The sequence below is a fragment of the Flavobacterium sp. PL002 genome (genome assembly GCF_054165825.1).
Window position 1 is genome coordinate 1,106,101 of the sequence record NZ_CM135110.1, and the last position, 12,879, is coordinate 1,118,979.

At 32.2% G+C, this 12,879-nt stretch carries 12 protein-coding genes; 9 read left to right on the forward strand and 3 right to left on the reverse strand.

The window, feature by feature from the left end:
* Nucleotides 1–50: 50 nt before the first annotated feature.
* Nucleotides 51–380: a 2TM domain-containing protein gene (locus ACVEGE_RS04895; RefSeq protein WP_173853651.1), complete on the forward strand. Its 330-nt coding sequence runs from the start codon at nucleotides 51–53 to the stop codon at nucleotides 378–380.
* 12 nt (nucleotides 381–392) lie between these two features.
* A complete protein-coding gene (locus ACVEGE_RS04900; RefSeq protein ID WP_192501138.1) occupies nucleotides 393–875 on the forward strand; it encodes a dihydrofolate reductase in 483 nt (160 codons plus the stop codon).
* A 202-nt stretch (nucleotides 876–1,077) separates the two neighbouring features.
* Here ACVEGE_RS04900 and ACVEGE_RS04905 read toward each other — a convergent pair whose 3' ends face one another.
* Entirely contained in the window at nucleotides 1,078–1,395 is a 318-nt protein-coding gene (locus tag ACVEGE_RS04905; RefSeq protein WP_217424418.1) for a hypothetical protein, read from the reverse strand.
* Nucleotides 1,396–1,623: 228 nt separating this feature from the next.
* On the opposite strand from ACVEGE_RS04905, the gene ubiE reads away from it, so the two are divergent.
* Complete coding sequence (ubiE, locus tag ACVEGE_RS04910) at nucleotides 1,624–2,355, forward strand: bifunctional demethylmenaquinone methyltransferase/2-methoxy-6-polyprenyl-1,4-benzoquinol methylase UbiE (protein ID WP_192501137.1); 732 nt, start codon at nucleotides 1,624–1,626, stop codon at nucleotides 2,353–2,355.
* A 25-nt stretch (nucleotides 2,356–2,380) separates the two neighbouring features.
* Entirely contained in the window at nucleotides 2,381–3,085 is a 705-nt protein-coding gene (gene porT, locus ACVEGE_RS04915) for a type IX secretion/gliding motility protein PorT/SprT (protein WP_192501136.1), read from the forward strand.
* An 11-nt stretch (nucleotides 3,086–3,096) separates the two neighbouring features.
* Here the strand turns inward: porT and ACVEGE_RS04920 are convergent, their stop codons facing one another.
* On the reverse strand, nucleotides 3,097–3,825 hold the full coding sequence (locus tag ACVEGE_RS04920; protein WP_192501135.1) for a TrmH family RNA methyltransferase: 729 nt from the start codon (nucleotides 3,823–3,825) through the stop codon (nucleotides 3,097–3,099).
* A 36-nt stretch (nucleotides 3,826–3,861) separates the two neighbouring features.
* Here ACVEGE_RS04920 and tamL point away from each other — a divergent pair, with 36 nt between their 5' ends.
* From tamL to accD, 3 genes are all read left to right on the forward strand, one after another.
* Nucleotides 3,862–6,426, forward strand: a complete 2,565-nt coding sequence (gene tamL, locus ACVEGE_RS04925) for a translocation and assembly module lipoprotein TamL (RefSeq protein WP_192501134.1) — start codon at nucleotides 3,862–3,864, stop codon at nucleotides 6,424–6,426.
* A gap of 66 nt (nucleotides 6,427–6,492) precedes the next feature.
* On the forward strand, nucleotides 6,493–7,560 hold the full coding sequence (gene fbaA / locus ACVEGE_RS04930) for a class II fructose-bisphosphate aldolase (RefSeq protein WP_173856188.1): 1,068 nt from the start codon (nucleotides 6,493–6,495) through the stop codon (nucleotides 7,558–7,560).
* Nucleotides 7,561–7,637: 77 nt separating this feature from the next.
* The gene (accD, locus tag ACVEGE_RS04935; protein ID WP_173853644.1) at nucleotides 7,638–8,492 is read left to right on the forward strand and encodes an acetyl-CoA carboxylase, carboxyltransferase subunit beta; all 855 of its coding nucleotides are present in this window, start codon (nucleotides 7,638–7,640) and stop codon (nucleotides 8,490–8,492) included.
* Nucleotides 8,493–8,762: 270 nt separating this feature from the next.
* On the opposite strand, the gene ACVEGE_RS04940 is transcribed toward accD, so the two are convergent.
* The gene (locus ACVEGE_RS04940) at nucleotides 8,763–10,013 is read right to left on the reverse strand and encodes an ABC transporter permease (RefSeq protein ID WP_173856189.1); all 1,251 of its coding nucleotides are present in this window, start codon (nucleotides 10,011–10,013) and stop codon (nucleotides 8,763–8,765) included.
* Nucleotides 10,014–10,210: 197 nt separating this feature from the next.
* Here ACVEGE_RS04940 and purH point away from each other — a divergent pair, with 197 nt between their 5' ends.
* The gene (gene purH / locus ACVEGE_RS04945; RefSeq protein ID WP_192501133.1) at nucleotides 10,211–11,737 is read left to right on the forward strand and encodes a bifunctional phosphoribosylaminoimidazolecarboxamide formyltransferase/IMP cyclohydrolase; all 1,527 of its coding nucleotides are present in this window, start codon (nucleotides 10,211–10,213) and stop codon (nucleotides 11,735–11,737) included.
* 54 nt (nucleotides 11,738–11,791) lie between these two features.
* Nucleotides 11,792–12,820, forward strand: coding sequence for a rod shape-determining protein (locus tag ACVEGE_RS04950; protein WP_173856191.1), 1,029 nt, complete (start codon nucleotides 11,792–11,794; stop codon nucleotides 12,818–12,820).
* The last annotated feature ends 59 nt before the right edge of the window (nucleotides 12,821–12,879 follow it).

Sequence of the window (12,879 nt, forward strand, 5' to 3'; positions counted from 1 at the left end):
AGTTGAAAATTACGTTTTATACTTTATCTTTATAACCAAAATTATGCCTTATGGAAAAAGAACAACATGAATTATATGAATACGCCCGTAGAAGAATTAAACAAAAAAAAGGGCTTTACTATCATTTTGTACTTTTATTTCTAGTAAGCTTATTTTTATTTATAGCGATTAAACTTTTTAATTTTAGCGCTGAATCCAATTTATTTATCTGGATAATTACGGCTTGGTTTTTTATTTTCCTACTGCATTTCATTAAAGTTTTCATCACTGATCGTTTTATGAATAAAAACTGGGAAAGAGAGCAGATTGACCGTTTAGTTACTTTACAACAAAACAAAATAAATGAATTACAAGATCAAATAGAAGATACTACTAAATAAAGTTTACAACCAATGATTACAATGATTGCTGCGGCAGCTAAAAACAATGAACTAGGAAAAGACAATAAATTAGTTTGGCATTTGCCAGATGATTTTAAACGTTTTAAAGCAATTACTTCAGGTCATTATATCATTATGGGAAGAAAAACATTTGAAAGCTTTCCAAAACCGCTACCTAATAGAACACATGTTGTAATAACAAGGCAAAACAACTACAAACCGGAAGGTTGCATAGTAGTTAACAGTATTGAAGAAGCAATTAAAATTTGCCCTCAACAAGAAGAAGTATTTGTAATAGGAGGTGGAGAAATATACGCTTTAGCAATGCCCTTAGCAGATAAGGTTGAACTCACTAGAGTGCATCACAAATTTGAAGCAGACGCTTTCTTTCCTGAAATCAATAGTAAAAACTGGAAACTCAGTAAATCAGAATTTCACGAGAAAGATGAAAAACACCTGTTTAAGTTTACTTACGAGACTTACTTAAGAAAATAAAAACACTTCATGAAATAAATTACCCCAAAAAAAATTTACTGCTTTTTTTGGGGTAATTTCATTTATAAAAAGTACTTACATACAATTATAAACAAAAAAAGCCCGGTGCACTACCGGACTTAATTTGATTTTCAAATTATTTCTTTAAAAGAAACCCTTTGAAATAAGGTTTTTACTTTGAACAATGATTAGGAAAAATGACTTATCCTTGAAATAATATTTGATAACATAACAAAATTATTACAAACGTTAAAAACACTCCAGAAGCGAAGGTAATAACATTAGAAATTTTTTGAGAGTACATCTCAAAAAAGCCTTTAATACCAAATACCACGAAGGTACTAAAGACAAAGAAAATTAAAATTTCCAAAAACAAATTTAATCCTAAGAACGTATTTTGCGTAGTCGTTACGCTGCCGTGATTTAACACAGCTCCATCAAAAAAGCACACAAGGCCAAGCGATAAAATTAACGCAAGTAACAACCACTTGATTTGAGCCACTAATCCTTTTTTAATCATTCAAAAAATACCTTATATTTTTACAATGTAAAACTCGTTATTAAAAACGTACCTCACAATACCCACTTTTAGTGATATTTCAATTTATTTTCACAAAAAAATCCATTACTACTTACTTTTGACTCAAAAACCTAAAAACCAAGCTTAACGTATATATATTTATAGAGAAATCTAAAAACTAGATAACAATAAAATCAGATTGTAGTATATTTGTGAAAATTTAAAAAAATGTCAAAAAACATCACCCCATATAAAGACTCATCCCTTGGTAAAAAAGAACAAGTAGCCCAAATGTTCGATACTATCTCTGGAAATTACGATAATTTGAACCGTGTTATTTCATTTGGTATCGACATTAAATGGCGTAAAAAAGTATTGGATATTGTAAGTAAAAAAAATCCTGAAACTATTTTAGATATTGCAACCGGAACAGGTGATTTAGCAATATTAATGGCACAAACAAAAGCAAAAAAAATTATCGGATTAGATATTTCTGCAGGAATGCTTGAAGTAGGTGATAAAAAAATTGCTGCAAAAAACTTATCTAACACTATAGAAATGGTTTTAGGTGACTCAGAGAACATGCCATTTGATGACAATCACTTTGACGCAGTAACAGTTGCCTTTGGAGTTCGCAACTTCGAAACTTTAGAAAAAGGATTAACTGAAATATTAAGAGTACTGAAACCTAATGGCGTATTTGTAATTTTAGAAACTTCGGTTCCTGACAAAACACCTTACAAGCAAGGGTATAATTTCTATAGTAGAAACATCCTTCCATTAATAGGAAAACTATTTTCTAAAGACAATGTTGCCTATGGTTATTTATCAGAATCGGCTGCTGCTTTTCCTTATGGCGAAGCTTTAAACAATATTTTAAGAAAAGTTGGGTTTATAGATGTTGTAGCTTTGCCACAAACATTTGGTGTTGCTACAATTTATTCTGCATCAAAAAAATAATTAGTCCAGATACTATATAAAGTCTATGAAAAAAATAGTCCTACTTATACTCCTTATTATTGCAATTAAAGGGAACGCACAATTCAACAAAGGGATGTTTAGTAAAAACCCTATTCTTAACTTGGAGAACTTTCAAAAACAACGCGTTTATTTTGGGTACTACCTAGGATTCAATAGCTTTGATTATAAAATTGATTATAAAGCTGTAGGTCCAGACATACAAACGATAAAAACTACTGGTTTTAACGTAGGAGTTGTAGGTGATCTACGATTACAAGAATACATTAGTCTTCGTTTTGAGCCAGGACTGTATTACTCGAAAAGAAATTTGCAATATCCTGGTTTTACAAATGAAATTGACGCAATAAGAGAAGTAAACAGCACCTACATTCACTTTCCGCTATTGGTAAAGCTTATGGGATTGAGAGCAGGAAATGTACGCCCTTATGTACTGGGAGGACTATCAGCAACGCTTAATCTATCTAGTAATGAAAAAGCACAAGACGATAATCTAGAACAAAAATTTAGAGTTAAATCCTGGACTACTAATTATGAATTAGGTTTGGGTATTGACATTTTCACAGAGTACTTTATTTTTTCACCATCTGTAAGAGGTGTTTTTGGTTTAGGTGATGAGCTTGTTCGAGACAAGGACCCAAACAGCCCGTGGACTAGCAATATCGAATCAATAAAAAACAGAGCAATCTTAGTTAATTTTACTTTTCACTAAAATAAAATCAACTAATTACTCCTCCTAAACTCACTTAATACAATTGCTGTTGCGGTAGCAACATTTAAGCTTTCCGTTTTTTGGATGTCTCCAAAACGCGGAATTGAGAGTCGGTTTATGATTATTTTTTCAATTTCTTCCGAAATTCCGTTAGCTTCATTCCCCATTACCACGATTCCTTCTTTAGGTAAAGTAGTTTTATAAACAGAATTCCCATCCATAAATGTACCAAAAAGAGGCAATTTGGCTTCAGCCAAATAAAGGTTTAAATCTACATAACTAACATTAACCCTACTAATAGATCCCATTGTAGCTTGTACTACTTTTGAATTATAAAGATCAACTGTTTCATTAGAACAAATTAACTGCTTCACTCCATACCAATCACATAAACGCAAAATGGTACCTAGATTACCTGGATCCCTAACATTATCTAAAGCTACAATTAGGCCTGAAGAAATTATTTCTTTATGTGGAGGAATTTTAAAAACCGCTAAACAGGTATTAGGATTTGCTAACGCACTTATTTTTTTTAAATCACTTTCATGAATAAGCGTTCGCTTTGATGACTCAACGTTATCAAAATCATTTTGAGTAGAATATAAATGATCTAGTTCTAAGTTAGAATCTAACAATTCTTGGATTACCTTTACACCTTCTGCAAAGAACAGTTTGTTAGCTATTCTATACTTTTTTTGCTGTAAACTTGTTATAAGTTTTATTTGGTTTTTACTAACCATAAAAATATGTACTTTTGAATTAAATATTTTAAACCCTTGAAAAAAATTTCAGCAAAAATATCACTATTTATTCTAATAGGAATAATAATATCCGCTTGTAACACTGAAAAAAGAGTTCCTGAAGGAAAAACGCGACTTGTAAAAAACAAAATTATTGTAAATGACAAAGTCACAAGTGAGGAAAACGCTTATAATCAGCTATATCAAAAACCCAATAGTACTTTTGTGCTGGGATACCCATTACGTTTAAATTTATACAATTTAGCAAATTTAAACCCAGACTCAACTTATCTAGCAAAATTTAAAAATCACCCAGGATTATACGAGCGTCAATCAAAATTCCTTTCGGCAAAACAGGTGGACCGATTAGGAAAATCTTTTCTTTATCACGGCATTCATGAGTTCTTAAAAAAAGTAGGTGAACCGCCAGCAATTATTGATACATCAAAAACTGTTAAATCAGTTACACGCTTGAAATATTATTATTTCAACAAAGGCTATTTTGATGTAACTACAAGCTATAAATTAGATACTATAAAAAATAAAAAAGCAAAAATTAGTTACCTCATAGATACTAAAAAACCATACCTACTTGACTCTTTAAAAACCACAATTTCTACACCCGTTTTAGATTCGCTATACAAAACGCAAGTATCAAACTCGTTGATCAAGTCAGGTATGCAATATAAAACTGCTGATTTTGACGAAGAAAAAAACCGAATCGCTACTCATTTTAGAAATAATGGAGCTTATTATTTTCAGCCCACTTATGTAAGTTTTAACATTGACACCATTAACAAAGTAAATAAGGCCAATGTAAATTTAATCATTAACGATTATACCTATCAAAACAAAGATTCTACAACCACAGAACCTTTTAAACTATATAAAATTAGTGATGTGAACATCTATACCGATTACGTTACTAATAAATCAAATCAAGTTTTTAAGGATAGCGTAACCTATAAAAACTTTAATTTATACAGCCAAGAAAAATTAAAATACAAACCATACGCCATTGCTGATGCAATTTTCATTACTAAAGGTTCTGAATATGCTGATTTTAAAACCGTCTTAACAACACGTTATTTAAATAATTTAAAAATATTTAATTATCCAAGTATTCAATATGAAGTTGATAAAAGAGACAGTACAGCAAGTTCTCTTATCGCAAAAATTTATTTGACTCCCAGAAAAAAATATAGTTTTGGTGCTTTTTTTGACATAACTCATTCTAACATTCAAGATATTGGTATTTCACTAAGTCCTTCAATAACTGTTAGAAATGTTTTTAATGGAGCCGAAACACTTGAGCTTTCAGGTCGTGCGAACATAGGTTCATCAAAAGATTTAGCAAACCCTAACAATCAGTTCTTTAATGTCTCGGAATATGGTGCCGACTTAAAGCTTAATATCCCTAGAATTTTTCTACCTTTTTCTACAGAGAGAATTATTCCTAAAAGCATGATCCCGTCTACACTTATGTCACTTGGTCTCGCGAGACAAACTAACATAGGTCTGGATAAAGAAAACTTTACAGGAGCAGTTAGCTATAATTGGAATCCAAAGAAAAACAATACAGCTCGTTTTGACTTATTTAATGCACAGTTTGTTCGCAATCTTAATCCAAACAACTATTTTAATGTTTATGGCTCTTCTTATGATGCGCTAAATGCAGTAGGAAAAACGTACAACACTATTAATGACTATTTTGACAATACAACTGATAAAAACTTAATCATTCAGTCAGGCACAACGGGTTTTACAAACGCAGTGCTGAATAATTCTACAGGATTGACATCAACAGATGATGATTATCAATCTGTAAAAAGTATTGAAGAAAGAAGGGTTCGTTTGACTGAAAATGATTTTATATTAGCCACCAGCTTTACCTATACAAAGACCACTAAAAAAGATTTACAAGACAAAACTTTTTATCTATTTAAGACTAAAATCGAATCGGCTGGATCATTATTGTCCTTAATTGCTGACGCCACAAATCAGTCGGTCAACGCCAATGGGAACCGAGAGATTTTTAATTTAGAATATTCAGAATATATAAAAACAGAATTCGATTATATCAAACATTGGGATTTAACTAAAGAGAAAGTACTTGCCATTAGAAGTTTTTTTGGTATAGCAATTCCGTTTGGCAATTCTGACAACATTCCATTCTCAAGAAGTTATTTCTCTGGTGGATCGAATGATAATAGAGCTTGGCAACCTTATAGCTTGGGACCAGGACGCAGTGGCGCTGTGAATGACTTTAATGAGGCCAACATGAAAATAGCTTTAAGTGCTGAATTTAGATTTAAAATATTAGGAGATTTTAAAGGTGCCCTATTTGTTGATGGCGGAAACATATGGAACGTACTCGATAATGTAACTGATGAAAAATCCACATTTAATGGATTTAAAAGCCTAAAAGACATTGCGGTAGGCTCAGGAATTGGACTACGATATGATTTAAATTTTTTAGTAGTAAGATTTGACTTTGGATTTAAAACCTATGATCCAGCAAATGAAACAGGAAAAAAATGGTTTAGAGATTATAATTTTGGGAACTCTGTTTTAAATTTTGGAATAAATTACCCCTTCTAATGCTATTTAATTCTTATTTTTGCAGTCTTGAACTAATAACAAAAAAAACCACTAAAAAATTTTACAATGGCACACAACATCAAACCAGGAGTAGCTACAGGAGATCAAGTACAAGAAATTTTCAATTATGCGAAAGAAAAAGGCTTTGCTCTACCTGCAGTAAACGTTACTGGATCTAGTACAATAAATGGAGTTTTAGAAACTGCCGCAAAATTAAACGCACCCGTTATTATTCAATTTTCTAACGGAGGAGCACAGTTTAATGCTGGAAAAGGACTTTCTAACGCAAACGAGAAATCAGCTATTGCTGGAGGAATCGCTGGAGCAAAACACATCCATGCATTAGCAGAAGCTTACGGAGCTACAGTGATTGTTCATACTGACCACTGCGCTAAAAAACTTTTACCTTGGATCGATGGATTATTAGATGCTTCAGAAGAACATTTTGCTGCAACTGGAAAACCATTGTTTAGCTCTCACATGATTGACTTATCAGAAGAGCCAATTGAAGAGAACATTGAAATTTGTAAAGGATACTTAGCTAGAATGAGCAAAATGGGAATGACATTAGAAATCGAACTTGGAATCACCGGAGGTGAAGAAGATGGTGTTGATAACTCTGATGTTGATAGCTCTAAATTATACACACAACCTGAAGAAGTAGCATTTGCTTACGAAGAATTATCTAAAGTAAGTCCTCGTTTTACAATTGCAGCAGCTTTTGGAAACGTACACGGAGTTTACAAACCAGGGAATGTAAAATTGACTCCAAAAATCTTAAAAAATTCTCAAGATTTTGTTCAAAAGAAATTTAACACAGGAAACAACCCTGTTGATTTTGTTTTTCACGGAGGATCAGGTTCTACACTTGAAGAAATCAGAGAAGGAATTAGCTACGGAGTGATCAAAATGAACATTGATACTGATTTGCAATTTGCATACACTGAAGGAATTCGTGATTATATGGTTAAAAACATTAACTATCTAAAAACTCAAATTGGTAATCCTGAAGGAGCTGATATTCCAAATAAAAAATATTACGATCCAAGAAAATGGATACGTGAAAGCGAAGTAACTTTCAACACAAGATTGGAACAAGCATTTGCTGACTTAAACAACGTGAATACACTATAACAAAAAGTTTAAAGTTTTAGGTTTAAAGTTTAGCAAAACAATTAAACTTTAAACCCAAAACAAAAAAAACAATAAATATGGCTTGGTTTAAAAGAAAAGAAAAAGGAATTACGACGGCTACCGAAGACAAAATGGATGTTCCAAAAGGACTTTGGTACAAATCACCTACCGGTAAAATAATTGATGCTGACGAGTTAGAACGCAATTTATTTGTAAGCCCAGAAGACGGCTTTCACGTTAGAATTGGTAGTGCAACCTATTTTGAAATTTTGTTTGACAACAATGAGTTTGTTGAATTAGATAAAAACCTAACCTCTAAAGATCCTTTACATTTTGTTGATACAAAAAAATATGCAGATCGATTAAAAGATGTCATGGAAAAAACCAAACTTAAAGACGCTGTGCGTACAGGAGTAGGGAAATCTAAAGGTAAAGAATTAGTGATCTGCTGTATGGACTTTGCATTTATTGGAGGATCTATGGGAGCTGTTGTTGGCGAGAAAATTTCGAGAGGAATTGATCATGCAATAAAAAACAAACTTCCATTTGTAATGATTTCTAAATCTGGAGGTGCCCGTATGATGGAAGCTGCTTATTCATTAATGCAATTAGCTAAAACATCAGTAAAACTAGCACAACTAGCCGAAGCAAAATTACCGTATATTTCATTATGTACTGATCCTACTACTGGAGGAACAACCGCATCTTACGCAATGTTAGGAGATATTAATATCTCTGAGCCAGGCGCTTTGATTGGATTTGCAGGACCTAGAGTTGTTAGAGACACAACTGGTAAAGATCTACCAGAAGGTTTTCAAACATCAGAATTTTTATTGGAGCACGGTTTCTTAGATTTTATTACACCAAGAAAAGAATTGAAAGACAAAATCAACTTATACATTGATTTAATTCAAAACAATACTGTTAGATAATTCTGAATTATTTAATAAACTAAAAAATCCCAAGAATTTACTTCTTGGGATTTTTTTTTGTGCTATAAAACTAAAACGTTTATTCTTTATTTACCGTTACACCAATATTATTTATAGAAAAACCCTTTTGTAAATTCAGTAAAACCATAAACATTTATTTAATTTCGATTCGTTTAATGCAACAAAAATTAGATTGGACTATATTGTACTTAATTTAGTTTTCTACGAAACTAAATCACTTTATAAATTTTAGACAAAGCAATCTACTAATTACATTCCCGTTCTAATCGCTTCAACAGGATCTAATTTAGACGCACTTATTGCAGGAAGAATTCCAGCTATTAAGCCAATTAAAGCCGCTAAACTTGTTCCTAGTATTATATTTGAAGTGCTTAATACAAACTCAAAATCCAACAAGTTTGTTAAGATAATAGATATCAACCAAACAAGTATTAATCCAATAATCCCTCCGATAACAGACAGAATTACTGCTTCAAACAAAAACTGAAATAAAATAAACCTATTTTTCGCGCCAAGCGATTTCTGAATTCCTATTAGGTTAGTACGCTCCTTAACCGATACGAACATAATATTCGCTATTCCAAAACCACCAACTAATAGCGAAAATCCACTTATTATCCAACCTACAAAATTCATCTGACCTATTATTCCATCAATTAAATCCGTAAATCCAGACATTACATTGATGAAAAAATTATCAATTTCACCTGCTTTTAGTCCGCGTACGTTTCTTAATTTCTGAGATACTTCTGCTTTATACGCATCCATATCAACGCCTTTATTGGGCTTGATTAAAATAACCGGTGTCATTGAATCATTATTATCACCATACAACCTTCTTAAAAAATTCACTGGAATATACGCTGATGTATCATCATTATCTCCAAACATTCCCTCTCCTTGCTTTTTTAAAACACCAATAACCGTAAAGCGTTGTCCGTACAAACGAACATTTTTACCAATAGGGTCTAATTCATCAAAAAGTCCGCTTGCTATTTCACTACCCAAAACAATTACAGCAGTACCTGAATTAGATTCAGATGCATTGTAAAACCTTCCCTTCTCAAACTCTAATCCTTGAATATCAATTAACTCATTAGAAGCCGGAGTAATATTCACGTCACTTACTAATTTAGACTCATATTTTATACTTTCATTTTTTACAAAAAGTTGGTACGCAATTTCATCCGTGTTCGTCAATGCTCCTTGCAAATAAGTATACTCATCGTATTTGACATTAGGAAATTGCTCTCTTTTCCATTTCGGAATTTCAGAGGGACCAAAAGAAAAACGCATTAAATAAATGGTGTTTTTATCTAAACTACTCAAGTCTTTTGTGATTTTTTTATCCAAAGAATCTACTGCAGCAAGTACCGCAATGATAGATAAAATACCAATTGTCACTCCTAACAAAGAAAGTAATGTTCTTAGCTTATTATTTGTTAAAGCACTTATTGCAAAAGCAAAACTCTCTTTTAATAATCGAAAATAGACTATCATAATGTAATAATTTCTGTTAAAGTAAAATTCTATAATTTAAATTCAAAAACCTAATGAAATAAGTAATCCTTGTATATCTGCACTTTGATTTTGCTTGTTCTCTAAAATTAGCAGAGTATTAACAAATTATCTCTTTTTCAAATAGTTTAATTTTCAGTTTAAAAAACTATTTTTGCACCTTATAACTACAACTAAACATGGACACAACAAAAACAATTAAATCTGCATTAATTTCAGTATTTTCGAAAGAAGGCCTTGAACCTATTGTAAGACTACTAAACAGTCAAAACGTTACACTTTATTCAACAGGAGGAACAGAAGATTTTATAAAAAACCTTGGAATTCCAGTTGTACCGGTTGAAGATGTTACTTCTTATCCTTCAATTTTAGGTGGAAGAGTTAAAACATTACACCCAAAAGTTTTTGGAGGAATCTTAAATCGTCAAGACAACGAGAGTGATGTGCAACAAATGAAAGAGTTTAACATCCCACAAATTGATTTAGTAATTGTTGACTTATACCCATTTGAAAAAACTGTCGCATCTGGCGCAAGCGAATCAGATATAATTGAAAAAATTGATATTGGTGGAATTTCTTTAATTAGAGCTGCTGCCAAGAATTTTAAAGATACTGCAATCGTAGCTTCAGTAGACGAATACAGCTTATTACTCGACATGATTAGCGCTCAAAATGGCGCTACAACTCTTGCAGATAGAAAACTATTAGCTACAAAAGCTTTTCACGTTTCTTCACATTACGATACCGCTATTTTCAACTACTTTAATACTGATGAAACAGTATACAAAGAAAGTATTGCTGAAGGACAAGTTTTAAGATACGGAGAAAACCCACATCAAAAAGGTTATTTCTTTGGTGACTTTGACGCTATCTTCAAAAAAGTACACGGAAAAGAATTGTCATACAACAACTTACTTGATGTAGACGCAGCTGTAAATTTAATCAATGAATTTAAAACTGATGGACCTACATTTGCAATTCTAAAACACAATAATGCTTGTGGATTAGCATCTAGAAAAACAATTAGCGAAGCTTACGTAGCCGCATTAGCTTGCGATCCTACTTCAGCATTTGGGGGTGTTTTAATTTCGAATACAAAAATAGATATAGCAACTGCAACAGAAATAAACAAGTTGTTTTGTGAGGTGGTAATCGCTCCAGAATACGACAAAGAAGCTATTGCAATTTTACAAGAAAAAAAGAATCGTATAATACTAATTCAAAACGAAGTAGCATTACCAGCAAAACAAGTGAGAACTTGTCTTAACGGTTTGTTAATTCAGGAAAGAAATGGGATTACAGACAATAAAGACGGTTTAAAAACCGTTACAATAACAAGTCCAACATCACAAGAAATTGAAGATTTGATTTTTGCCTCTAAAGTTTGCAAGAATACAAAATCAAATACGATCGTTTTTGCAAAAAACGGAACCCTTATTTCATCTGGAACGGGACAAACTTCAAGAGTGGACGCCTTACTTCAAGCAATTGAAAAAGCAAAAACATTTGGATTTGATTTACATGGAGCTTCTATGGCTAGTGATGCCTTTTTTCCATTTCCTGATTGTGTAGAGATTGCAAAAAATGCAGGAATCACAGCTGTAATTCAGCCAGGTGGATCAATAAAAGATGAATTAAGCATCAACTATTGTAATGAAAATAAACTTGCAATGGTATTTACAGGAACACGTCATTTTAAACATTAATTTGTTTAACTTTGCTAGCTCTTAATTTTTAACTTTTAAACCCCTAAAAAACTTATGGGATTTTTTGATTTCATGACTGAGGATATCGCGATAGACCTTGGTACAGCTAACACTTTAATCATACATAATGATAAAGTTGTAATTGACAGCCCATCAATTGTTGCCAGAGATAGGATTTCTGGTAAAATCATTGCCGTTGGTAAAGAAGCCAACCTGATGCAGGGTAAGACACATGAAAACATTAAAACAATAAGACCTTTGAAAGACGGTGTAATTGCGGATTTTGATGCTTCAGAAAAAATGATCAGCATGTTCATAAAGAGCATACCAGCATTGAAAAAGAGGATGTTTACTCCTGCTCTAAGAATGGTAGTATGTATCCCTTCTGGAATTACAGAAGTAGAGATGAGAGCGGTTAAAGAGTCCTGCGAGCGTGTAAATGGTAAAGAAGTTTACTTAATTCACGAACCAATGGCTGCTGCTATAGGAATAGGAATTGATATCATGCAGCCTAAAGGAAACATGATTGTTGATATAGGTGGTGGAACAACTGAGATTGCTGTAATTGCATTAGGCGGAATTGTTTGTGACAAATCTGTTAAAATTGCAGGTGATGTTTTTACAAATGATATCGTTTATTATATGCGTACACAACATAATCTTTTTGTTGGAGAAAGTACTGCTGAAAAAATAAAGATTCAAATTGGAGCTGCTATTGAAGATTTAGAAACAGCGCCAGAAGATATGTCAGTCCAAGGTAGAGACTTATTGACAGGAAAACCAAAACAAGTTGACGTTTCTTATAGAGAAATTGCAAAAGCATTAGACAAGTCTATTCAAAGAATTGAAGATGCTGTAATGGAAACCTTATCTCAAACTCCTCCAGAATTAGCTGCTGACATCTATAACACCGGAATTTATTTAGCTGGTGGAGGTTCTATGTTAAGAGGTCTTGACAAAAGAATTTCACAAAAAACAGATTTACCTGTTTATATTGCTGAAGATCCATTAAGAGCAGTTGTTAGAGGAACCGGAATGGCACTTAAAAATATCGAAAAATTTAAAAGTATCTTGATAAAATAAGAATATTCAAAAGGTATTATTTCACTAAAATAGATTTTTATATTTGATTTTAGTGAAAT